Genomic DNA, 23,944 nt, shown 5'->3' on the forward strand with positions numbered 1-23,944 from the left:
GCTCAGCTCCCACCCTGCTCGTTCTCGGCGGTGGCGGTGGCCGTGGCGGTGCCCCCACCCGACGACTGCTCAGCGGCGGCGCGCCCGGCCTCGGTGCCCGAACCGGTGGTGCCCGACGCACCCGAGCGGCGGCGCTGCGGCCGGTCGCGGCGCGGACGTTCCGGCGCGGACGCCGCGGCGGGGGCGCCCTCACGGCGGCCACCGACGACGTCACCCTTGTAGATCCACACCTTGACGCCGATACGACCGAACGTGGTGCGGGCCTCGAACAGGCCGTAGTCGATGTCGGCGCGCAGCGTGTGCAGCGGAACCCGACCCTCGCGGTAGAACTCCGAACGCGACATCTCCGCGCCACCGAGGCGACCGGAGCACTGGATCCGGATGCCCTTCACCTGCGGGCTGCGCATGGCGGACTGGATGCCCTTGCGCATCGCGCGGCGGAAAGCAACGCGGTTCGACAGCTGCTCGGCGACCGCCTGGGCCACGAGCTGCGCGTCGGACTCCGAGTTCTTGACCTCGAGGATGTTCAGCTGCACCTGCTTCTTGGTGAGCTTCTCGAGCTGGCCGCGGATGCGGTCGGCCTCGGCTCCACGGCGGCCGATCACGATGCCCGGACGCGCGGTGTGGATGTCCACACGCACGCGGTCGCGGGTGCGCTCGATCTCGACCTTGGAGATGCCGGCCCGCTCCATGCCCTTGGAGAGCATCTTGCGGATCTCGACGTCCTCCTTGACGTACTCGGCGTACTGCTTGTCGGCATACCAGCGCGACTTCCAGTCGGTGGTGATGCCGAGCCGGAACCCGTGCGGGTTGATCTTCTGACCCATCAGCGGGCCCTCCCCTTCGCACCGCGAGCGCCCCGGCCTGCCTTCGCCGGCTGGGACTCGACCTCGACGGTGATGTGGCTCGTACGCTTGCGGATCCGGTAGGCGCGGCCCTGGGCCCGCGGCCGGATGCGCTTGAGCGTCGGGCCCTCGTCGGCAAAGGCCGCCGCCACCACGAGGGTGTCGGGGTCCAGGTCGAGGTTGTTCTCGGCGTTGGCCGCGGCGCTCGCCACGACCTTGAACAGCGGCTGGGCCGCCGCCTGCGGGCTGAACCGCAGGATGTCGAGTGCCTCCTGGACCGGGCGGTCCTTGATCAGCTCAACGACTCGCCGCACCTTGGTGGGCGACATGTGCACGTACCGCGCCACCGCGCGCGCCCGTGCGGGCGCGGCGGCAGGGGCTTCGGTGGTCTCAGCCACGTCTCTCTCCTCTGCTACCAGTGCCCGCTCAGCGCCTGCGCGCCTTGCGGTCGTCCTTGATATGGCCCCGGAAGGTGCGCGTGGGCGCGAACTCCCCGAGCTTGTGCCCCACCATCGAGTCCGACACGAAGACCGGCACGTGCTTGCGGCCGTCGTGCACCGCGATCGTGTGGCCGATCATGTCGGGGATGATGGTCGAACGGCGGGACCAGGTCCTGATCACCGTCTTCTTGCCCGACTCGTTGAGGGCGTCCACCTTCTTGAGCAGGTGGTCGTCCACGAACGGGCCCTTCTTCAGGCTGCGCGGCATTTCTTACCTCCCTGCTCAGCGCTTCTTGCCGGTGCGACGCCGGCGAACGATCATCTTGTCGGACGGCTTGGTGCGGCGGGTGCGGCCCTCGGGCTTGCCCGCGGGGTTGACCGGGTGGCGACCACCGGAGGTCTTGCCCTCACCACCACCGTGGGGGTGGTCGACCGGGTTCATGGCGACACCGCGGACGGTGGGGCGCTTGCCCTTCCACCGCATCCGGCCGGCCTTGCCCCAGTTGATGTTGGAGTGCTCGGAGTTGCCGACCTCGCCGACGGTGGCGCGGCAGCGCACGTCGACGTTGCGGATCTCCCCGGACGGCATGCGCAGCTGCGCGTAGGGGCCGTCCTTCGCCACGAGCTGCACGCTCGAGCCGGCCGATCGCGCGATCTTCGCGCCGCCGCCGGGGCGGAGCTCGATCGCGTGGATCACGGTGCCGGTCGGGATGTTGCGCAGCGGCAGGTTGTTGCCCACCTTGATGTCGGCCCTTGGGCCGGCCTCGACGGTGTCGCCCTGCTTGAGCTTCGCCGGCGCGATGATGTAGCGCTTCTCGCCGTCGGCGTAGTGCAGCAGCGCGATGCGGCTGGTGCGGTTGGGGTCGTACTCGATGTGAGCGACCTTGGCCGGGACGCCGTCCTTGTCGTTGCGCCGGAAGTCGATCAGGCGGTAGGCGCGCTTGTGGCCGCCGCCCTGGTGCCGGGTGGTGACCCGCCCGTGCACGTTGCGGCCGCCCTTGCTGTGCAGCGGGCGGATCAGCGACTTCTCGGGCGTCGAGCGCGTGATCTCGGCGAAGTCCGAGACGCTCGACCCACGACGACCCGGGGTCGTCGGCTTGTACTTACGGATGCCCATATGTGTCGTCAGCCCCTCAGCTCGCCCGGCCGCCGAACACGTCGATCGTCCGGCTCTCCTCGGAGAGCGTGACGATGGCGCGCTTGGTGTCCTTGCGCTTGCCGTAGCCGGTGCGGGTGCGCTTGCGCTTGCCCGGGCGGTTCAGCGTGTTGACGCTGAGCACCTTGACCCCGAACACCTTCTCCACGGCGATCTTGATCTCGGTCTTGTTCGCGTCCGGGGCGACGACGAAGGTGTACTGGCGCTCCTCGAGCAGCCCGTAGCTCTTCTCCGACACCACCGGCGCGAGCAGGATGTCCCGCGGATCGGGGATCACTTGTCAGCCTCCTTGCGCTGCGAAGGCGGCGCCTGGAAACCGGCCGCCTCGGCCGCCTCTGCTGAGGCGAACCAGACCTCCGCCTCGGTACGGGCGTAGAACGAGCTGCCCGGCACGTGGTAGAGCATCGAGTCGGCGTTGCCCTTGACCGGGAAGCCCTCCGGCTGCGAGCCGTCGGCCAGCGGCGCGTGGCTCTGCGGCCCGTACGGACCCTCCTCGGCACCCTTCTCGAGGGACGCGGTCTCGCTCTCCCGCGCGATGGCCCGTGCGACCGCAGCCTTCTGCGTGGCGATCGGGCCGGCGAGGAAGGTGTCGAGCGCCTCGCGGGTGAACACCACCGCGTCGTTGACCAGCACGTCGTACGTGTTGAGCTGGTCGGGCGCGATCAGGTGCACCGTGGGCAGGTTGCGCAGCGACAGCCAGCTCGTCTCGTCGTCGCGACCGAGCACCACCAGCACGCGCGTCGCGTCGCCCGAGACGGCCTCGATCGCATTGCGCGCGGCCTTCGTGGACGGGGTGTCGCCGGTGACGACCGCGGAGACGACGTGGACCAACCCGGCGCGAGCCCGGTCGGAGAGGGCACCGCGCAGGGCGGCGGCCTTCATCTTCTTCGGGGTCTTCTGCGCGTAGTCCCGCGGCGTGGGGCCGTGGACGACGCCGCCACCCGCGAACTGCGGGGCCCGGGTCGAACCCTGGCGGGCGCGTCCGGTGCCCTTCTGGCGGTACGGCTTCTTGCCACCGCCGCGCACCTCGCCACGGGTCTTCGTGTCGTGCGTGCCCTGACGGGCGGCCGCCTGCTGAGCAACCACGACCTGGTGCATCAGCGGCACGTTGGCCGTGACGTCGAAGACGTGGTCGGGCAGCTCGACGGAGCCGCCCTTCTTGCCCTCTGGGGACAGGACGTCGACCTTGCTCACTTCACACCACCCTTCGCGGCCGTCTTGACCAGCACGAGGCCGCCGCGCGGACCGGGGACGGCGCCCTTGATCAGCAGCAGCCCGTTGTCGGTGTCGACGCGGTGGACGGTGAGGCTCTGCGTGGTGACCCGCGCGTTGCCCATGCGACCGGCCATCCGCAGGCCCTTGAAGACCCGGCCGGGAGTGGCACAGCCGCCGATGGAACCCGGCGAGCGGTGCTTGCGCTGGGTGCCGTGGCTGTTGCCGAGTCCCTTGAAGCCGTGGCGCTTCATGACACCCGCGGTGCCCTTGCCCTTGCTGGTGCCCACCACGTCGACGACGGCGCCTGCGTCGAACACCTCTGCGGTGATCTCCTGCCCGACGCTGTACTCGCCCGCGTCGGCAGTGCGCAGCTCGACCAGGTGCCGGCGCGGTGTGGTGCCCGCCTTGGTGAAGTGGCCGGTGCGCGGCTTGTTCACCTTGCGCGGGTCGACCGCGCCGTAGGCGAGCTGCACCGCCGTGTAGCCATCGGTCTCCGGCGTGCGGACCTGCGTCACCACGTTCGGGCCCGCCTGGACCACGGTGACCGGGACCACCCGGTTGTTCTCGTCGAAGACCTGGGTCATCCCGAGCTTCCTGCCCAGGATCCCGGTGATCTTTCGTTCGGTCATCGGTCCAAGCCCTACTGGATGTTGACGTCGACGCTGGCCGGAAGGTCGATGCGCATGAGCGCGTCGACCGTCTTCGGCGTCGGGTCGAGGATGTCGATCAGCCGCTTGTGCGTGCGCATCTCGAAGTGCTCCCGCGAGTCCTTGTACTTGTGCGGCGAGCGGATGACGCAGTAGATGTTCTTCTCCGTCGGCAGAGGCACCGGCCCGACGACCCGAGCGCCCGTGCGGGTGACCGTCTCGACGATCTTGCGCGCGGAGGCGTCGATGGCCTCGTGGTCATAGGCCTTGAGCCTGATGCGGATCTTTTGTCCCGCCATGGTCGTCGGTCGTCCTTCTCTTCCTGCCGCTTGTCGGACGCATGTCCGGGGTGGCGCCCCGAGGAGCCCTGGCGGTCTCACTCGTGGCTGCTCCGGTCCACGAGGTCGGGCGTGTCGCTGCCTGACCTCATACCGGTCCCCCGGGCGATCGGCGTCCCCCTGGGGGGTAGCTCTGACTCAGGGGCTGGGCGTGACTGCGGCGCACTCGGACCTGTCGAGTCCGGGCGCGCCGCAGCCCTACGCGCAACCCGTCAAGGATGCCACACGTGACTGTGGCGCCCTCGACCGGGGGGTGCTACTTGTTGATCTTGGTGACCTGGCCGGCGCCGACGGTCCGACCACCCTCGCGGATGGCGAACTGCAGGCCCTCCTCCATGGCGATCGGCTGGATCAGCGAAACGCTCATCGAGGTGTTGTCGCCCGGCATGACCATCTCGGTGCCGCTGGGCAGGGTCACAACGCCCGTGACGTCCGTAGTGCGGAAGTAGAACTGCGGGCGGTAGTTGTTGAAGAACGGCGTGTGGCGGCCGCCCTCGTCCTTGGACAGGATGTAGACCTGGCCCTCGAACTCGGTGTGCGGGGTGATCGAGCTCGGCTTGCAGACGACCTGGCCGCGCTCGACGTCCTCGCGCTTGACACCGCGGAGCAGCAGGCCGACGTTCTCGCCCGCACGCCCCTCGTCGAGGATCTTGCGGAACATCTCGACGCCGGTGACGGTGGTCGAGGTCGACTTCTCGCGGATACCCACGATCTCGACGGTCTCGTTCACCTTCACGATGCCGCGCTCGATGCGGCCGGTGACCACGGTGCCGCGACCGGTGATCGTGAAGACGTCCTCGACGGGCATGAGGAACGGCTTCTCGGTGTCGCGCTCCGGCTCCGGGATCGACTCGTCGACCGCGTCCATGAGCTCGAGGAGCTTGTCGGCCCACTCCTGGTCGCCCTCGAGCGCCTTGAGCGCCGAGACGCGGACGATCGGCAGGTCGTCGCCCGGGTACTCCTGCGAGGACAGCAGCTCCCGGACCTCCAGCTCGACGAGCTCGAGGATCTCCTCGTCGTCGACCATGTCGGCCTTGTTCAGCGCCACCACGATGTACGGCACACCGACCTGGCGCGCGAGCAGCACGTGCTCACGCGTCTGCGGCATCGGGCCGTCCGTGGCGGCGACCACCAGGATCGCACCGTCCATCTGGGCGGCACCGGTGATCATGTTCTTGATGTAGTCGGCGTGCCCGGGGCAGTCGACGTGCGCGTAGTGCCGCTTCTCGGTCTGGTACTCGACATGTGCGATCGAGATCGTGATACCGCGCTGACGCTCCTCGGGAGCCTTGTCGATCTGGTCGAACGCCGAAGCCTCGTTGAGGTTCGGGTACTTGTCGTGCAGAACCTTGGTGATGGCCGCCGTCAGCGTGGTCTTGCCGTGGTCGATGTGACCGATCGTGCCGATGTTGACGTGCGGCTTGGTCCGCTCGAACTTCGCCTTCGCCACTGCAGGGTCCTCCTGGACTGGTCTGTTCTTGTCCGCCGTGCTGACGGCAGGTCTTGGGTGGTGCGGTACGAGCCGCGGACGGTACCCGCCCGCGGCTCGCGGCGATTACTCGCCCGTGGCCTTGGCGATGATCTCCTTGGCCACATTGGTCGGGACCTCCGCATAGGAGTCGAAGACCATGGTGTAGTTCGCCCGGCCCTGGGTCCGCGACCGCAGGTCGCCGACGTAGCCGAACATCTCCGAGAGCGGCACGAGCGCCTTGACGATGCGCGCACCGGCCCGCTCCTCCATGGCCTGGATCTGGCCACGGCGGGAGTTGAGGTCGCCGATCACGTCGCCCATGTAGTCCTCGGGCGTGGTGACCTCGACGGCCATCATCGGCTCGAGCAGGGCCGGGTCGGCCTTGCGCGCAGCCTCCTTGAGAGCCATCGAACCGGCGACCTTGAACGCCATCTCGGACGAGTCGACCTCGTGGTACTGGCCGTCGAGCAGCGTCAGCTTGATGCCGGTCAGCGGGTAGCCCGCCAGCACGCCGTACTGCATGGCGTCCTGCGCTCCGGCGTCCACCGACGGGATGTACTCCCGCGGGATCCGGCCACCGGTGACCTTGTTGTCGAACTCGTACAGCGCACCGTCGGCCGTGTCGAGCGGCTCGAGCTTGATGATGACGCGGGCGAACTGCCCCGAGCCACCGGTCTGCTTCTTGTGCGTGTACTCGTGCTTGTCGACCGTCCGACGGATCGTCTCGCGGTAGGCCACCTGCGGCTTGCCGATGTTGGCCTCGACCTTGAACTCGCTCTTCATGCGGTTCACCAGCACCTCGAGGTGCAGCTCACCCATGCCGGCGAGGATGGTCTGACCGGTTTCGTCGTCCAGGGAGACCTGGAACGTCGGGTCCTCCTCGGCCAGCTTCTGGATGGCCGTGGAGAGCTTCTCCTGGTCGGCCTTCGTCTTCGGCTCCACCGCGACCTGGATGACCGGGTCGGGGAACGTCATCGACTCGAGCACGATCGGCGCCTGCGGGTCGCTCAGCGTCTCGCCGGTGGTCGTGTCCTTCAGCCCGATGACCGCGTAGATGTGACCGACAAGGGCCTCGTCGACCGGGTTCTCCTTGTTGGCGTGCATCTGGAAGATCTTCCCGATGCGCTCCTTGCGGTCCTTGGTCGAGTTGATGACCTGGGAACCCGCGGCGACCCGACCCGAGTAGACCCGGATGTAGGTCAGCTTGCCGAAGAACGGGTGCGCAGCGATCTTGAAGGCGAGCGCCGAGAACGGCTCCTCCTTCTCGGGCTTGCGGAAGGCCGGCGTCTCGCCGTCCTGCAGCGTGCCCTCGACGGGCGGCAGCTCGATCGGCGACGGCAGGTAGTCGATCACGGCGTCGAGCAGGGGCTGCACGCCCTTGTTCTTGAACGCCGAGCCGCAAAGCACCGGGTAGGCGCTGCGGTTCTTCACGATCCTGCGGATGCCGTGCTTGATCTGCTCGACGGTGAGCTCCTCGCCGCCGAGGTAGAGCTCCATGAGGTCGTCGTCGGTCTCGGCGACGGCCTCCACCAGCGCGGTGCGGTACTCCTCGGCCCGCTCACGCAGGTCGGCCGGGATCTCCTCGACGGCGTAGTCCTCGCCCTTCTGGACCTCGCCGCGCCAGGTGAGCGCGCGCATCTGGACCAGGTCGATGACGCCGATGAAGTCGTTCTCCGACCCGATGGGCAGCTGGATCGGAAGCGGCTTCGCCGCGAGACGGCTCTGGATGGTGCCGACCGTGAAGTAGAAGTCGGCGCCCAGCTTGTCCATCTTGTTGACGAAGCAGATGCGCGGGACGTCGTACTTGGTGGCCTGCCGCCAGACCTGCTCGGACTGCGGCTCGACACCTTCCTTGCCGTCGAAGACCGCGACGGCACCGTCGAGCACCCGCAGGTTGCGCTCCACCTCGACGGTGAAGTCGACGTGCCCAGGGGTGTCGATCAGGTTGATCTGGTGGTCTTTCCAGAAGCAGGTGGTGGCAGCCGACGTGATCGTGATGCCACGCTTCTGCTCCTCCTCCATCCAGTCCATCGTGGCCGCGCCGTCGTGGACCTCACCGATCTTGTAGTTGATCCCGGTGTAGAACAGGATCCGCTCGGTGGTGGTGGTCTTGCCCGCGTCGATGTGGGCCATGATGCCGATGTTGCGGACCTTGCTCAGGTCCGTCAGCACGTCCCGTGCCACTTGAAGCTCTCTTCCCTCAGCAGGTTGGCGCGGACGATCGGCCCGTCACCAGCGGTAGTGGGCGAAGGCCTTGTTGGACTCCGCCATCTTGTGCATGTCCTCGCGCCGCTTCACGCTGGCGCCCAGCCCGTTGCTCGCGTCGAGCAGCTCGTTCATCAGCCGGTCGACCATCGTCTTCTCACGGCGCTGGCCGGCGTACGAGACGATCCAGCGCAGGGCGAGGGTGGTCTGCCGGACGGCGCGCACCTCGACGGGGACCTGGTAGGTGGCGCCACCCACGCGGCGGCTCTTGACCTCGAGAGCCGGCTTCACGTTGTCCATGGCGCGCTTGAGCGTGACGACCGGGTCGGTGCCGGTCTTCTCCCGCGTGCCCTCGAGGGCGGCGTACACGATGCGCTCGGCGAGCGACCGCTTGCCGTCCTTGAGGACCTTGTTCACCAGCTGGGTGACCAGCGGCGAGCCGAAGACCGGGTCGGAGACCAGCGGGCGCTTCGGCGCAGCTCCCTTGCGCGGCATCAGCTCTTCTCCTTCTTCGCGCCGTAGCGGCTGCGGGACTGCTTGCGGTTGCGGACGCCCTGGGTGTCCAGCGAGCCGCGGATGATCTTGTAGCGAACGCCGGGCAGGTCCTTCACCCGGCCGCCGCGCACCAGCACGATCGAGTGCTCCTGGAGGTTGTGCCCCTCACCAGGGATGTAGGCCGTGACCTCGATGTCGCTGGAGAGCCGCACGCGCGCGACCTTGCGCAGCGCGGAGTTGGGCTTCTTCGGCGTGGTCGTGTACACGCGGGTGCACACGCCGCGCCGCTGCGGGCTCCCCTTGAGCGCTGCGGTCTTGGTCTTGCCGACCTTGTCCTGACGGCCCTTGCGGACCAGCTGCTGGATCGTGGGCATGAACCGTCTGCTTCTTCCCGTCGGTGTTGCTCGGTAGCTCGTCGTTGCTGTTCGTACTGGTGCCGTAGTTCTGGTGCTCGTGCGGGTTGCCCGGCCCCCGAGGTCGGGCGTGTCCCCCAGGTCGGGCGTACTGCTCCCCGGGCACCGAGCGATGAGATCGGGGGACCTCACGGGGACCAGGGCCCGCGTACCCCGAGGCCAGCGACCACCGGGCACGCAGATCGGCCCGACCGTGGCCGAGCGCAAGACAACAGGTTACCCGTCCCGTCGGAGAGGGGTCAAAACGGGTCCTGGTCAGCGCCTGTCGGTACCGGCAGAGTGCCCGACCGACGCCACCACCGCAAGAGGACGCGCCCGTTCGCCGCTGCTGAGCCCCCGCTCGTCGCAGATGATCAGGGCGTTCCCTCACGGTCCGACGCAAGTTACCGTCCGGTATGCGGTTGCCCCGTCCCGTCGTCCGGCAGCTCACCCGCGGCGTCGTGCGTCCACTGCTCTCCCCTCGCTTCCCCCTCGCCCTGCGGCGCCCGCTGCTGGACGCCACCGGTCGTGTCGTGCCCCTCCCGCGCGGCACCCGGCGCAGCCGCGGCACGCTCGGAGGGGTACCCACCGAGCGGGTCGTGCCCCCAGGGGCCGTCGGACCGCACCAGGTGCTGTACGTGCACGGCGGCGGCTACCAGACCGGATCACCGACCTCGCACCGCGCGCTCGCCGCGTACCTGAGCCGAGCCGCCGCGGCTCCCGTGCACCTGCCGATCTACCGGCTGGCACCGGAGCACCCGTACCCCGCCGCCATGGACGACGTGATCGCGGCATACCGAGCCCTGCGCGACGCAGGCCATCCAGCACAACGCATCGCGGTGGCCGGTGATTCCGCGGGCGGCGGACTCGTCATGGCCCTCATCCTGCGACTGCGCGCGGCGGGCGAGGAGCTGCCGGGCTCGATCGGGTTGATCTCCCCGTGGCTCGACCTCGACCTCGGCTCTCCCCTGCTGCAGGCCAACGCCGCCACCGACGCGATGCTCGACCCGAGCTGGCTCCCGAACGCGGTCACGAAGTACCGCGGACCCGCGAACCCGGCAGAGCTGCGCCCGCTCTCGTCGGATCTCGCCGGCCTCCCGCCGGTACACGTGATCGCCGGCAGCGACGAGATCCTGCTCGGCGACTCGGACGAGCTCGTGGCGCGCATCCGGGAAGCCGGTGGCCTCGTGGAGTACCTGCGGGCCGACGGCATGTGGCACGCGTACCCGGTGTTCGCCGGCATGCTCCGCGAGGCGGACGAGGCGGTGGCCGCGCTCGGCGCCGCGATCCGGCGGGATTGCGGTGGTGGCCACGCACCGCGGGTGGCGGTCGTCGGGGCCGGCTTCGGCGGGATCGGCCTCGGCATGGCGCTCCGGGCGGCGGGCTGGACCGAGCCGGACGAGCTCACGATCCTGGACCGCGCCGACGGCGTGGGCGGCGTCTGGCGGGCCAACACATACCCGGGCGCGGCCTGCGACGTGCCGTCACACCTCTACTCCTTCGCCGGCGAGCCGGGCACGGAGTGGACCCGCCGGTTCGCCTCGCAGCCGGAGATCCTGCGTTACCTGGAGCGCCTCGCCCGGGAGCACGGGCTCACGGAACACCTGCGGCTCGGCACCGAGGTCACGGAGGCCCGCTGGGACGAGGCGCGCTCCGTCTGGCGGCTGTCGCTGACGGGCGGCGACTCCCTGGAAGCCGACGTGCTGGTGCCCGCATGCGGCCAGCTGTCCCGGCCGGTCCGCCCGGCGATCCCCGGCCTCGACCGGTTCCCCGGGCCCGTCTTCCACTCCGCCGAGTGGGACCACGGCGTCGACCTGACCGGCATGCGGGTCGCGGTGATCGGCACCGGGGCGAGCGCCATCCAGTTCGTCCCCGCGATCGCCGACGGGGTGGCGGCTATGACGGTGTTCCAGCGCTCCGCACCGCACGTGATCCCGAAGCCGGACCGGGCGTACGGCGGGCGCCGGCCAGGCAACCGCGCGGGCGCCCGCGCCCTCTGGAACGCCTTCTTCGAGCTGGGCACGCTGGGCCTGACCTCGGTGCGCGCTGCCGGGATGCCGTTCCGCATCGCCTCCGCCGCGCTGCGGCGCCGCCAGGTGCCCGACCCCGCCCTGCGCGCCCGTGTCACCCCCGACCACCCGATCGGCTGCAAGCGCATCCTGATCTCGTCGGACTACTACCCCACGCTCGCCCGTCCGCACGTGGACCTCGTCACCGAACCGATCATCGAGGTCACCGCGACCGGCGTGCGCACGGCCGACCGCACCGAGCACGCGGCCGACGTGATCATCCTCGGCACCGGCTTCGCCACGACCGAGTTCGTCACCCCGATGAAGGTGTTCGGTGCGGGTGGGCAGGAGCTCTCCGAGCGGTGGCGCGACGGCGCGAGCGCGCACCTCGGCATCGCCGTACCCGGCTTCCCCAACCTGTTCCTGCTCTACGGCCCGAACACCAACCTCGGCTCCGGCTCGATCGTGCACGTGCTGGAGTGCCAGATCGGCTACGTGCGCCAGGCCGTGGATCTGCTGCGCTCCGGGGTGCGCACCCTCACGGTGCGCCCCGAGGTCGCCGCCCGGTACGACGCCGAGATCCAGCAGCGCCTCGCCCGAACGGTCTGGACCGGCTGCCGCAACTGGTACCGCACCGCGAGCGGCCGGATCGTCAACAACTGGCCGGGCACGATGCGCGAGTACGCCCACCGCACGAAGCACTTCGAGGTGAGCGAGTACGAGGCGGGCGCATAGCTCGCCCCCGCAACCCGTGTCTGCTCACGCGGCTCGTGCCGGCTCGCGCTACCCGTCGACGGCGCGCGTCACCGGTGCCGGGGTGCGTGAGCGATCGTCGGCCGGGTCCGATGCGGTCAGGGCTGCCAGCGCGCGCAGCCCGGCGACCACCTCGGCGCCCGAGGGGGCCGTGTCCGGGTCGAGCAGGTGCTGCATCAGCACCCCTGAGATCAGGGCCGACTGCACCGCGCCGATCGTGCGCGCCTGCTCATCGGTGACCGCGGACTCCTCGATGCCCAGCAGCCCGGCGGCGATCCCCTCGCGGCCCTGCCGCTGACCGTCGGACAGCTGGGCGCGCAGAGCAGGGTTGTGCTCGGCCTGCAGCAGGGCGTCGATCGTCGCGCGCCACATCGGGAGGTGGGTGGCGTACGACCGCACCGTCTCGTCCCAGAACGTCTCGTATCCGTCCGCCAGGCTGCGCGCGCTGACGGCGCTGTCGATCTCGCTGCCCCACTCGTCGATCGCCTGGATGAGCGCCGCGGTAAGCAGGGCCTCGCGGGAGCCGTAGTGGTAGCCGATCGCGGCGTGGCTCACGCCCGCGGCCGCCGCGATGTCGCGGACGGTGGTGCGCGCCCAGCCCTTCTCCTTCAGGCACGTGATCGCGCCGGCGAGGAGGTCCTCGCGGTTCCCCATGCGCGCAAGGCTAGCCCATCTCTTGCCCAAGCGGTTTGACCAATCGGATTGACCAAGCGTGCAAGACGTGCGTACCGTCCCTCGGGGCTTCCGATGAAGGGGGAACTACGTGCACGTCCTGATCTCCGGCGCGAGCATCGCCGGACCGACACTCGCGTACTGGCTGATCCGCCACGGCGTCGACATCACCGTCGTCGAGCGGGCGCCCGAGGTTCGGACGGGCGGTCACGGCGTCGACTTCCGCGGCGCGCAGATGGAACTGCTGCGCCGGTTGGACCTCGTCGACGCGGTGCGCGCAGCGCAGACCGGGATGGGAGACCAGGTCGTCGTCGACGCGGACGGCCGGCCGCTGGTCCGGCTGCCCGCCGCGTTCATGAGCGGCGAGGTGGAGATCCAGCGCGGCGACCTCGCGCAGCTCCTCTACGAGCGCACTCGCGACGACGCCGAGTACGTCTTCGGCGACTCGATCACCGAGCTCACGCAGGACGCGGGCGCCGTCGACGTCACGTTCGAGCGCGGCGGGTCGCGCCGCTTCGACCTCGTGGTCGGCGCGGACGGGGCGCATTCCGGGGTGCGGTCCCTCGCTTGGGGCCCGGAGGAGCGGTTCTCCACCTTCCTCGGCTTCTACCAGGCCGGCTTCAGCGTCCCCAACCACTTCGACCTCGACCACTCCGGCCTGCTCTACAACGAGCCGGGCCTCGGCGTGATGGTCTCCAGCGGCCGCACCCGCTCGACCGCCGACGTCGGGCTGGTGTTCGCCGCCCCGCCGCTCGCGTACGACCGCGGCGACCGCGAACAGATCGTCGGGCTCCTGACCGACCACTTCACCCACGCCGGGTGGCAGGTGCCGCGGGTCCTCACCGGGCTCGCCACGGCCACCGACCTGTGGTTCGACCAGTTCGCGCAGATCCACCTCGACCGCTGGTCGCGGGGCCGCATCGCTCTGCTCGGGGACGCGGCATGGGCCGCGGGCCCGGGCGGCAGCGGCACGGGACTGGCGATGACGGGCGCCTACGTACTGGCCGCGGAGCTCGCGGCGACCGGTGACCACACCGCCGCCTTCGCTCGGTACGAGGCCGCGCTGCGCAAGGGCGCCACCAGCGGGCAGAAGCAGGCGCGCAACGCAGGCCCCTTCCTTGCCCCACCGACCGCGAGGAAGATCCGCAGCCGCAACCGCACGTACCGGATGCTCTCGAGCCGCCTACTACTCCCCCTGTTCGTGCGGCTCACGGAGGGTGCGGCGAACGCGGTGAGCCTGGACGCCTACCCCGTTGACCGGATGAACAGCGCCCGCACAATCCTCCGTTGACGATCTGAGATGCAGGAATCGGCCCTCACGAGGGCGCTCAGTGAGCTCTCGAAACGATCATGTACGCCGCGGCCACCGGAAGCACGAACGGGGCCGGTCACCTCCACGGGAGAGAGGTGTCCGGCCCCGTTCATGGGCATCGGGCATCCGGCACGAGGACCGTCGCCCTCGTGCCGGATTGCGCTACCTACCGGTAGTCGCGCCCGAAGTCGTAGTCGTCCAGCGGCACCGCGGCACCGGTGCCCGTGCCGAACACGTCGGGGCTGTAGTAGCCGTCGTCGTAGCTCGGCAGCGCGTAGGCGGCCGCGCGGGCCTCCTCCGTGGGCTGGACCTGGATGTTGCGGTACCGGTTGATGCCGGTGCCCGCCGGGATCAGCTTGCCGATGATCACGTTCTCCTTGAGCCCGACGAGCTTGTCGCGCTTTCCGTTGATCGCGGCATCGGTGAGGATCTTCGTGGTCTCCTGGAACGAAGCCGCGGACAGCCACGACTCCGTGGCCAGCGAGGCCTTCGTGATCCCCATGAGCACCGGACGGCCCGAGGCCGGCTCGCCGCCCTCGGCCACCACGCGCCGGTTCTCCGACTCGAACTCGGCCCGCTCGGCGAGCGCGCCGGGCAGGAACTCGGTGGCACCCGAGTCGATGATCGTGACCCGGCGGAGCATCTGCCGGACGATCACCTCGACGTGCTTGTCATGGATGTCCACGCTCTGCGTGCGGTACACCTTCTGCACCTCACGCACCAGGTGCAGCTGCACCTCGCGCGGTCCCATGACGCGCAGCACCTCGTGCGGGTCGGCCGTGCCCTCCAGGAGCAGCTGGCCCACGTGCACGTGGTCGCCGTCCTGCAGCGGGCGCTCCTGGCCATCGTCCGAGGTCATCGCCAGCCACTGCCGCTTCGACAGCTTCTCGTAGACGATCTCCTCGCCGCCGTCGTCCGGCGTGAGGACGATCTTCCAGAAGCGGTCGCCGTCCTCGATCGAGATCCGGCCGTCCACGTCGGCGATCGGCGCCTTGCCCTTCGGCACGCGAGCCTCGAACAGCTCCGTGACACGGGGCAGACCGGTGGTGATGTCGTCACCGGCGACGCCGCCCTGGTGGAACGTGCGCATCGTCAGCTGCGTGCCCGGCTCACCGATCGACTGCGCCGCCACGATGCCGACGGCCTCGCCGACGTCCACCAGCTTGCCGGTGGCCATCGAGCGGCCGTAGCACATGGCGCAGATACCGGTGCCCGAGGCGCAGGTCAGGGCGCTGCGCACCTTGATCTGCCGCACGCCCGCGGCCACCAGCGCGTCGAGCGCCGGGTCGCCCAGGTCGTCGCCGCGCCGCACGATGATCTGGCCGTCCGGTCCGGTGACGTCCTCGCCGGACGACCGCGCGTACACCGAGGTGCGCAGGTAGCGGTGCGGGATCAGGCGCCCGTCCGCCAGCTCCTCGGTGACCGGCATCGTGATGCCGCGCTCGGTGCCGCAGTCGTGCTCGCGGACGATGACGTCCTGCGACACGTCCACCAGACGCCGGGTGAGGTAACCCGAGTCCGCGGTGCGCAGCGCCGTGTCGGCCAGGCCCTTCCGGGTGCCGTGGGTGGAGATGAAGTACTCACCCACCGACAGGCCCTCGCGGAAGTTGGACTTGATCGGACGGGGGATGTACTCGCCCTTCGGGTTGGCCACCAGACCACGCATCCCGGCGAGCTGCCGGACCTGGGTCATGTTGCCCGCCGCGCCCGACTGCACGATCGTCGGGATCGGGTTGTCCTCGGGGAAGTTCTCCTCCATGGCCCGGGCAACCTCTTCGGTCGCCTGGGTCCAGATCTTGACCATCTCGTCGTTGCGCTCCTGGTGCGACAGTGCACCGCGCTGGTAGCGCTTGTTGATCTGGTCGGCCTTGGCCTCGTAGCCGTCGAGGATCTGCTGCTTGTTCGGCGGCACGACGACGTCGGAGATCGCGAGGGTGACGCCGGAGCGCGTGGCCCAGTAGAAGCCCGCCTCCTTGAGGCGGTCGAGGACCTGCGCGACCTCGGTCATCGAGTACCGCTCGGCCAGGTCGTTGATGATCGTGGCCTGGCGCTTCTTCGGCAGCGGCTCGTTGACGTACGGGTAGTCCGACGGCAGGAGCTCGTTGAACATGACCCGGCCGAGAGTGGTCTCGGCGAGCCACGGGTCGCCCGCCTGCCAGCCGTTGGCCTCGAGCGCGGTGACGACGTCCGCGGGCGGGACCACGTTGAGGAGGCGGATCTTGATCGGGGCCTGCAGGTGCAGCGCCTTCCGGTCGTAGGCCATGATCGCCTCGGCGGGCGAGGAGTACACGTGGCCCGCGCCCATGGCCTCGTCGCGCTGCCGGCTCAGGTGGTACAGCCCGGTGACCATGTCCAGGCGGGGCATGGCCAGCGGACGGCCCGAGGCCGGCGACAGGATGTTGTTGCTCGAGAGCATCAGCACCCGGGCCTCGGACTGCGCCTCGGCCGACAGCGGCAGGTGCACCGCCATCTGGTCACCGTCGAAGTCGGCGTTGAACGCCTCGCAGACCAGCGGGTGCAGCTGGATGGCCTTGCCCTCCACCAGCTGCGGCTCGAAGGCCTGGATGCCGAGGCGGTGCAGCGTGGGTGCGCGGTTGAGCAGCACCGGGTGCTCGGAGATGACCTCCTCGAGCACGTCCCACACCTGCGAGCGGCCACGCTCCACCATGCGCTTGGCGGACTTGATGTTCTGCGCGTGGTTGAGGTCGACCAGCCGCTTCATGACGAACGGCTTGAACAGCTCCAGCGCCATGCCCTTGGGCAGGCCGCACTGGTGCAGCTTGAGCTGCGGGCCGACCACGATGACCGAACGGCCCGAGTAGTCGACGCGCTTGCCGAGCAGGTTCTGGCGGAACCGGCCCTGCTTGCCCTTGAGCAGGTCGGACAGCGACTTGAGCGGACGGTTGCCCGGACCGGTCACCGGCCGGCCACGGCGGCCGTTGTCGAACAGCGCGTCGACGGCCTCCTGCAGCATCCGCTTCTCGTTGTTGACGATGATCTCGGGCGCACCGAGGTCGATCAGCCTCTTGAGGCGGTTGTTGCGGTTGATGACCCGGCGGTACAGGTCGTTCAGGTCGGAGGTGGCGAAGCGGCCACCGTCGAGCTGCACCATCGGACGCAGGTCCGGCGGGATGACCGGGACGCAGTCGAGCACCATGCCCAACGGGCTGTTGCCCGTGGTCTGGAACGCCGCGACGACCTTGAGGCGCTTGAGGGCGCGGAGCTTCTTCTGCCCCTTGCCGCTGCGGATGGTCTCCCGCAGGTTCTCGGCCTCGGCCGGGATGTCGAAGTTCTGCAGCAGGGTCTGGATCGCCTCGGCGCCCATCGCCCCGGTGAAGTAGTCGCCGTAGCGGTCGTAGAGCTCGCGGTAGAGCCCTTCGTCGGCGATCAGCTGCTGGACATCGAGCTTGGTGAACGAGGTCCAGATCTCGTCGAGCCGGTCCAGCTCGCGCTGGGCGCGGTCGCGGAGCTGGCGCATCTCGCGCTCGCCACCCTCCTTGACCTTGCGGCGGACGTCGCTCTTGGCGCCCTCCGCCTCCAGCTCGGCCAGGTCGGCCTCGAGCTTCTGCGCCCGGGCCTCCAGATCGGCGTCGCGGCGGTTCTCCACCCGCTTGCGCTCCACGCTCATCTCGTTCTCGAGCGTGGAGAGATCCTGGTGGCGCAGGTCCTTGTTCACCGACGTGATCACGTACGCGGCGAAGTAGATGATCTTCTCGAGGTCCTTGGGAGCCAGGTCGAGCAGGTAGCCCAGCCGGCTCGGGACGCCCTTGAAGTACCAGATGTGCGTGACCGGGGCGGCCAGCTCGATGTGGCCCATCCGCTCGCGCCGCACCTTGGCGCGGGTGACCTCCACGCCACAGCGCTCACAGATGATGCCCTTGAACCGGACGCGCTTGTACTTGCCGCAGTAGCACTCCCAGTCGCGGGTGGGACCGAAGATCTTCTCGCAGAAGAGCCCGTCCTTCTCCGGCTTGAGGGTGCGGTAGTTGATGGTCTCGGGCTTCTTGACCTCGCCATGCGACCACTGGCGGATGTCCTCAGCGGTGGCCAGGCCGATGCGCAACTCGTCGAAGAAGTTGACGTCGAGCAAAATCGTGTCCTTCGTTCGTTATTCGGCTCGGGCGGTCAGTTGACGACGTCGTCGACGGTCATCGAGTCGGATCCGGGACGGCTGGACAGGTTGATGCCCAGGTTCGCCGCGGCCCGCTCGAGGTCCTCGTCGTCGGTGTCGCGCATCTCGATCGCCGCACCGTCGCTGGAGAGCACCTCGACGTTCAGGCACAGCGACTGGAGCTCCTTCAGGAGCACCTTGAACGACTCCGGGATACCCGGCTCGGGGATGTTCTCGCCCTTGACGATGGCCTCGTACACCTTCACGCGGCCCACCACGTCGTCGGACTTGATGGTGAGCAGCTCCTGCAGGGTGTAGGCGGCGCCGTACGCCTGCATGGCCCAGCACTCCATCTCGCCGAACCGCTGGCCGCCGAACTGGGCCTTACCACCCAGGGGCTGCTGCGTGATCATCGAGTACGGACCGGTGGAGCGCGCGTGGATCTTGTCGTCCACCAGGTGCGCCAGCTTCAGGATGTACATGTAGCCGACGGCCACCGGGAACGGGTACGGCTCGCCGGAACGCCCGTCGAGCAGCGTGGCCTTCCCGTCGGGGCCGACCATGCGGTCGCCGTCGCGGTTGGGCCGGGTGGATCCGAGCAGCCCGGTGATCTCGTGCTCGCGCGCGCCGTCGAAGACCGGGGTGGCGGTCCTCGTGCCCGGCGGCACCGCGTAGAGCTCCTCGGGCATCTTCGACGCCCACTCGGGCTTGCCGTCGATCTCCCAGCCCGACTTGGCGATCCACCCGAGGTGGGTCTCCAGGACCTGGCCGATGTTCATACGACGGGGCACGCCGTGGGTGTTGAGGATGATGTCGACCGGCGTGCCGTCCGGGAGGAACGGCATGTCCTCGGCGGGCAGGATCTTGCCGATCACGCCCTTGTTGCCGTGGCGGCCGGCGAGCTTGTCGCCGTCCTGGATCTTGCGCTTCTGCGCCACGTACACGCGGACCAGCTCGTTGACGCCGGGCGCCAGCTCGTCCTCGTCGTCGCGGGAGAAGACGCGGATCCCGATGACCTTGCCGTTCTCGCCGTGCGGCACCTTGAGCGAGGTGTCGCGCACCTCACGGGCCTTCTCGCCGAAGATCGCGCGCAGCAGGCGCTCCTCCGGGGTCAGCTCGGTCTCGCCCTTCGGGGTGACCTTGCCGACCAGGATGTCGCCCGGCTGGACCTCGGCACCGATGCGGATGATGCCGCGCTCGTCGAGGTCGGCGAGGACCTCCTCGGAGACGTTCGGGATGTCCCGAGTGATCTCCTCGGCACCCAGCTTGGTGTCGCGGGCATCGATCTCGTGCTCCTCGATGTGGATCGACGTGAGCACGTCGTCCTGCACGAGACGCTGCGAGAGGATGATCGCGTCCTCGTAGTTGTGGCCCTCCCACGGCATGATCGCCACGAGCAGGTTCTTGCCGAGGGCCATCTCGCCGTCCTCGGTGCACGGCCCGTCGGCGATGACCTGGCCGACCTCGACGCGGTCGCCCTCGTCGACGATCGGCTTCTGGTTGTTGCACGTGCCCTGGTTGGACCGGCGGAACTTGTTCAGCCGGTACGTGGTGCGCGTGCCGTCGTCGGCCATCACCGTGATGTAGTCGGCGCACAGCTCCTCGACCACACCGGCCTTGTCGGCCACCAGCACGTCGCCCGCGTCGACCGCGGCACGCAGCTCCATGCCCGTGCCGACCAGCGGCGCCTCGCTGCGCAGCAGCGGCACCGACTGGCGCTGCATGTTGGCGCCCATCAGCGCACGGTTGGCGTCGTCGTGCTCGAGGAACGGGATGAGCGCGGTGGCCACCGACACCATCTGCCGCGGCGAGACGTCGATGTAGTCGACGCCGGCCGGGGAGATGTAGTCGAGCTCGCCGCCCTTGCGGCGGACGAGGACGCGGTCCTCCTGGAAGTTGCCGTCGTCGTCGAGCGGCGCGTTGGCCTGCGCGACGACGAAGCGGTCCTCCTCGTCGGCCGTGAGGTAGTCGATCTGCTCGGTGACCCGGCCCTCGACAACCTTGCGGTACGGCGTCTGGATGAACCCGAACGGGTTGACCTGCGCGAACGTGGACAGCGAACCGATCAGGCCGATGTTCGGGCCTTCAGGGGTCTCGATCGGACACATGCGGCCGTAGTGGCTGGGGTGCACGTCGCGCACCTCCATGCCCGCCCGCTCCCGGGACAGACCGCCCGGGCCCAACGCGTTCAGCCTGCGCTTGTGCGTCAGCCCGGCGAGCGGGTTGTGCTGGTCCATGAACTGGGACAGCTGCGAGGTGCCGAAGAACTCCTTGATCGCCGCCACGACCGGGCGGATGTTGATCAGGGTCTGCGGCGTGATGGCCTCGACGTCCTGCGTGGTCATGCGCTCGCGGACGACGCGCTCCATGCGGGACAGGCCCACGCGGACCTGGTTCTGGATCAGCTCGCCGACCGTGCGGATGCGACGGTTGCCGAAGTGGTCGATGTCGTCGGTCTCGACCGGGATCTCGACGGCGTTCTCGCCCCCGCCGGACGTCATCGAGGTGTCGCCCGCGTGCAGCCGGACGAGGTACTCGATGGTGGTGGCGATGTCCTCTTCGGTGAGCGTGCCCACCGTCATGTCGATGGCGAGGCCCAGCTTCTTGTTGGCCTTGTAGCGGCCGACCTTTGCCAGGTCGTAGCGCTTGTCCTTGAAGAACAGGTTCTCGAGCAGCGTCTGGGCGCTCTCACGGGTGGGCGGCTCGCCGGGGCGCAGCTTGCGGTAGATGTCGAGCAGCGCCTCGTCCTGGCCCGCGGTGTGGTCCTTCTCGAGCGTGGCGAGGATGGTCTCGGAGAACCCGAACCGCTCCCGGATCTGCTCGGCGGTCCAGCCGAGGGCCTTGAGCAGCACGGTGACCGGCTGGCGGCGCTTGCGGTCGATGCGGACACCGACGGTGTCGCGCTTGTCGACGTCGAACTCCAGCCACGCACCCCGGCTCGGGATGACCTTGACCGAGTAGACGTCCTTCTCAGTGGTCTTGTCGATCGTGTGGTCGAAGTAGATACCAGGGGACCGAACCAGCTGCGACACGACGACGCGCTCGGTGCCGTTGATGATGAACGTGCCCTTGCTGGTCATCACCGGGAAGTCACCCATGAACACCGTCTGGCTCTTGATCTCGCCGGTGGTGTTGTTGGTGAACTCGGCCGTGACGAACAGCGGGGCCGCGTACGTCATGTCCTTGTCGCGACACTCCTCTTCGGAGGCCTTGACCTCGTCGAAGCGCGGGTCGGAGAACGACAGGGACATCGAGCCGGAGAAGTCCTCGATCGGGGAGATCTCCGTGAGGATCTCCTCGAGACCCCCGACCGGGTTCTCGTCGCCGGCGTCGATCCGGCGCTGGAACCACGCCTCGTCGCCGACCAGCCACTGGAACGACTGGATCTGCAGATCGAGGAGGTCCGGCACCTCGAGCGGCTCACGGATCTTCGCGAAGGTGACCCTTGTGGGCGCACCGGGGAAGTTCGGGTTGGCCGAGACGGCAGCGGGCGCGGGGGTCGCGAGGGGGCTGGTGGCGCGGGACGAAGCCAAGATGCGTCCTTCCGAGAACTGCGCTCTCGTTCTGGCGGGCACCGGCTCCGCGCGATACCGTCTGCTCGTCCGCCCCGGGCGGGAGGTCCGGGCCGAGCGGGCACACGGGGCGCGTGGTCCGACGCACGCCGTCTGTTGTCATGGCACAGCCCATCGCCCAGACGCACATGAGCCCGGAAGGGACACCCTGGAGCGGGAGGACTCCTCTGAGCGCGCGCGGAGCTGGACGAGGGCAGCGCAAAGAGGCAGTCTAGCTGCAAATGCAGCCGCTGTCGAGACAGGTCGCCGAGACAACCATCGAGACCTAAGAGTGACTTGACGGGCGCATCCCGTCAAGACTCTACGCGCCGGTAAGTGGTCCTTTTCGCGGGACGAGCGGTGCGGAGTCCCAGCTCCGGGGCCTGCGAGGCCACTCGCCGATCTACTTCGGCACGTCAGGGTGACCGCCGAACGGGCGAACCGGGCAGAGCCGTCCGCACGCCGGCTCCATCGGCCCGTCGCCGGACCGTGTCGCCACCGTCACCTCCGTGCGCGGGCCCACCTCTCGGTCAGGCGGGGCCGCTGTTGCTTGACACCGTCTCACGGACACGCTGACGATCAATCACCGGGCCGAGCCCTGGGAGGGACGATGATGTCCGCAACGACGTACGCCGAGCGGCCGTGGCTGGCGCGCTACGACGCGGGGCAACCGCACGATCTGGAGCTCGAGCATGGCGACGCGCCCGCGATGTTCCGCGCCGCGGTGGCGCGCAACCCCGACGGGGACGCCGTGCGGTACTTCGACGGCCGGATCACGCTGCGCGAGCTGGACGAGCTCTCCGACGCGTTCGCCGTCGGTCTCCTCGACGCCGGGCTGGCGGCGGGCGACCGGGTGGCGCTGTACCTGCAGAACGTGCCGCAGTTCGTCATCGGGCTGCTCGGCACGTGGAAAGCGGGCGGCATCGCCGTGCCGATCAATCCGATGAACCGCGCGCGGGAGCTGGAACTCCTGCTCACCGACTCCGGCGCGCGGGTACTGGTGTGCCTCCAGAGCCTGTACCGCGACGTCGCGGCCGATGTGGTCGGCCGCACCGCGGTGCGAACCGTGATCACGACGTCGGAGCTGGAGTACCAGAGCCGCGACGACCCGAGGGCGTTCGGCAGCTCCGAGCGCGTGGACCTGCCGGGCACGGTCGACATGAGCGGGCTGATCGCCCGGTTCCGCGAGCGGACGCCGCCCCCGGTGTCGTTCGCACCCGAGGACATCGCGTTCCTCACTTACACCTCCGGCACCACCGGGCCGCCCAAGGGGGCCATGAACACGCACCGGAACGTGGTGTTCAACAGCCAGGCCTACCGCGAGTGGTGCGGCCTCACCGTCGACGACATCGTGCTCGGCGTGGCGCCGCTCTTCCACATCACGGGACTCATCGCGGGGATCACCACCGCGCTGCTGCTCGGCGCCCCGCTCGTGCTGTTCCACCGGTTCGAGCCCGCGCTCGCGATCGACGTGATCCGCGAGGAGCGCCCGACCTTCACGGTCGGGTCGATCACGGTGTTCATCGCGCTGATGAACGCCCCGAATGCCGATCGCGACGCGCTCGCGTCGCTGCGGAAGATCTGGTCGGGTGGCGCACCGATCCCGCCGTCGACGGTGAAGGCGTTCTCGGCGGCGTTCGGCCAGTACGTCCACAACATCTACGGGCTCACCGAGACCACGTCACCGTCCCACGGCGTGCCGGAGGGCGCGGAGGCGCCGGTGGACGAGGCGTCCGGCGCGCTGTCGGTCGGCGTGCCGATCTACAACACGGTCGTGCGCATCGTCGGCGACGATGGGGAGGAGCTCCCGCCCGGCGAGATCGGCGAGATCGTGACGAGCGGTCCCCAGGTCGTGCCCGGCTACTGGAACAAGCCGGAGGAGACCGAGGGCGCGATCCCCGGAGGGGCGCTGCACACCGGGGACGTCGGGTACATGGACGCCGACGGCTGGTTCTACATCGTCGACCGCAAGAAGGACCAGATCAACGCGGGCGGCTACAAGGTGTGGCCGCGCGAGGTGGAGGACGTGCTCTACGAGCACGACGCCGTGCGGGAGGCCGCGGTGGTCGGCGTGCCCGACGCGTACCGCGGCGAGACGGTGAAGGCCTACGTCAGCCTCCGGCCGGGCCGCAGCGCCGACGAGGCCGAACTGATCGCGTTCTGCCGGGAGCGGATGGCGGCCTACAAGTACCCGCGTCAGGTGGAGTTCCTCGACGAGATCCCGAAGACGGTCACGGGCAAGCTGCTGCGACGCGAGCTGCGCGCACGGGGCTGAAACACGAACGGCACCCCCGGTCATGGGGGTGCCGTTCGTGCGGTGCGCTGAGCGCGA

At 69.3% G+C, this 23,944-nt stretch carries 17 protein-coding genes and 1 pseudogene; 3 read left to right on the plus strand and 15 right to left on the minus strand.

The genetic code is table 11. From position 1 onward, the window contains the following. Positions 1-2 precede the first annotated feature (2 nt). From rpsC to rpsL, 12 genes and pseudogenes are all read right to left on the minus strand, one after another. Positions 3-827, minus strand: a complete 825-nt coding sequence (gene rpsC / locus K1T35_RS43300; protein ID WP_220257452.1) for a 30S ribosomal protein S3 — start codon at positions 825-827, stop codon at positions 3-5. After that, positions 827-1,243: a 50S ribosomal protein L22 gene (gene rplV / locus K1T35_RS43305; protein ID WP_255621315.1), complete on the minus strand. Its 417-nt coding sequence runs from the start codon at positions 1,241-1,243 to the stop codon at positions 827-829. The genes rpsC and rplV overlap by 1 nt, the downstream gene beginning before the upstream one ends. Positions 1,244-1,271: 28 nt before the next feature. Then, positions 1,272-1,553 carry a 30S ribosomal protein S19 gene (gene rpsS, locus K1T35_RS43310; protein ID WP_020622935.1) on the minus strand — a complete coding sequence of 94 codons (282 nt, stop codon included), beginning with the start codon at positions 1,551-1,553 and terminating at the stop codon, positions 1,272-1,274. A 15-nt stretch (positions 1,554-1,568) separates the two neighbouring features. Next, positions 1,569-2,402: a 50S ribosomal protein L2 gene (gene rplB, locus K1T35_RS43315; RefSeq protein WP_220257453.1), complete on the minus strand. Its 834-nt coding sequence runs from the start codon at positions 2,400-2,402 to the stop codon at positions 1,569-1,571. A gap of 16 nt (positions 2,403-2,418) precedes the next feature. Further along, positions 2,419-2,718, minus strand: a complete 300-nt coding sequence (gene rplW / locus K1T35_RS43320) for a 50S ribosomal protein L23 (protein ID WP_142106628.1) — start codon at positions 2,716-2,718, stop codon at positions 2,419-2,421. A 242-nt stretch (positions 2,719-2,960) separates the two neighbouring features. Next, positions 2,961-3,635: pseudogene (gene rplD / locus K1T35_RS43325) on the minus strand (50S ribosomal protein L4); the annotation flags it as partial. Continuing rightward, a complete protein-coding gene (gene rplC / locus K1T35_RS43330) occupies positions 3,632-4,285 on the minus strand; it encodes a 50S ribosomal protein L3 (protein WP_220257455.1) in 654 nt (217 codons plus the stop codon). The pseudogene rplD and the gene rplC, both read right to left, overlap by 4 nt. Before the next feature lie 11 nt (positions 4,286-4,296). Then, positions 4,297-4,602 (minus strand): 30S ribosomal protein S10, encoded by a 306-nt coding sequence (gene rpsJ / locus K1T35_RS43335; RefSeq protein ID WP_040804197.1) that lies wholly within the window; start codon positions 4,600-4,602, stop codon positions 4,297-4,299. Positions 4,603-4,897: 295 nt separating this feature from the next. Continuing rightward, on the minus strand, positions 4,898-6,091 hold the full coding sequence (tuf, locus tag K1T35_RS43340) for an elongation factor Tu (protein ID WP_220257456.1): 1,194 nt from the start codon (positions 6,089-6,091) through the stop codon (positions 4,898-4,900). Between the two features lie 105 nt (positions 6,092-6,196). After that, complete coding sequence (gene fusA / locus K1T35_RS43345) at positions 6,197-8,296, minus strand: elongation factor G (RefSeq protein WP_220257457.1); 2,100 nt, start codon at positions 8,294-8,296, stop codon at positions 6,197-6,199. A gap of 45 nt (positions 8,297-8,341) precedes the next feature. Beyond that, a complete protein-coding gene (gene rpsG / locus K1T35_RS43350; protein ID WP_075952035.1) occupies positions 8,342-8,812 on the minus strand; it encodes a 30S ribosomal protein S7 in 471 nt (156 codons plus the stop codon). After that, positions 8,812-9,186: a 30S ribosomal protein S12 gene (gene rpsL, locus K1T35_RS43355; protein WP_142051261.1), complete on the minus strand. Its 375-nt coding sequence runs from the start codon at positions 9,184-9,186 to the stop codon at positions 8,812-8,814. Before rpsL ends, rpsG begins: the two co-directional genes overlap by 1 nt. A gap of 434 nt (positions 9,187-9,620) precedes the next feature. On the opposite strand from rpsL, the gene K1T35_RS49970 reads away from it, so the two are divergent. Then, positions 9,621-11,948 (plus strand): alpha/beta hydrolase fold domain-containing protein, encoded by a 2,328-nt coding sequence (locus tag K1T35_RS49970; protein WP_220257458.1) that lies wholly within the window; start codon positions 9,621-9,623, stop codon positions 11,946-11,948. Between the two features lie 48 nt (positions 11,949-11,996). Here the strand turns inward: K1T35_RS49970 and K1T35_RS43365 are convergent, their stop codons facing one another. Continuing rightward, entirely contained in the window at positions 11,997-12,620 is a 624-nt protein-coding gene (locus tag K1T35_RS43365; protein WP_220257459.1) for a TetR/AcrR family transcriptional regulator, read from the minus strand. A gap of 109 nt (positions 12,621-12,729) precedes the next feature. On the opposite strand from K1T35_RS43365, the gene K1T35_RS43370 reads away from it, so the two are divergent. Next, positions 12,730-13,929, plus strand: a complete 1,200-nt coding sequence (locus tag K1T35_RS43370; protein WP_220257460.1) for an FAD-dependent monooxygenase — start codon at positions 12,730-12,732, stop codon at positions 13,927-13,929. Between the two features lie 187 nt (positions 13,930-14,116). On the opposite strand, the gene K1T35_RS43375 is transcribed toward K1T35_RS43370, so the two are convergent. Beyond that, positions 14,117-18,040, minus strand: coding sequence for a DNA-directed RNA polymerase subunit beta' (locus K1T35_RS43375; RefSeq protein ID WP_220257461.1), 3,924 nt, complete (start codon positions 18,038-18,040; stop codon positions 14,117-14,119). 35 nt (positions 18,041-18,075) lie between these two features. After that, on the minus strand, positions 18,076-21,594 hold the full coding sequence (locus tag K1T35_RS43380) for a DNA-directed RNA polymerase subunit beta (protein WP_220257462.1): 3,519 nt from the start codon (positions 21,592-21,594) through the stop codon (positions 18,076-18,078). A 628-nt stretch (positions 21,595-22,222) separates the two neighbouring features. Between K1T35_RS43380 and K1T35_RS43385 the strand changes: the two genes are divergently transcribed. Next, complete coding sequence (locus K1T35_RS43385; protein WP_220257463.1) at positions 22,223-23,887, plus strand: long-chain fatty acid--CoA ligase; 1,665 nt, start codon at positions 22,223-22,225, stop codon at positions 23,885-23,887. Positions 23,888-23,944: the final 57 nt, after the last annotated feature.

Origin of the sequence: Pseudonocardia sp. DSM 110487 (assembly GCF_019468565.1) — a bacterium.
Taxonomy (GTDB): domain Bacteria; phylum Actinomycetota; class Actinomycetes; order Mycobacteriales; family Pseudonocardiaceae; genus Pseudonocardia.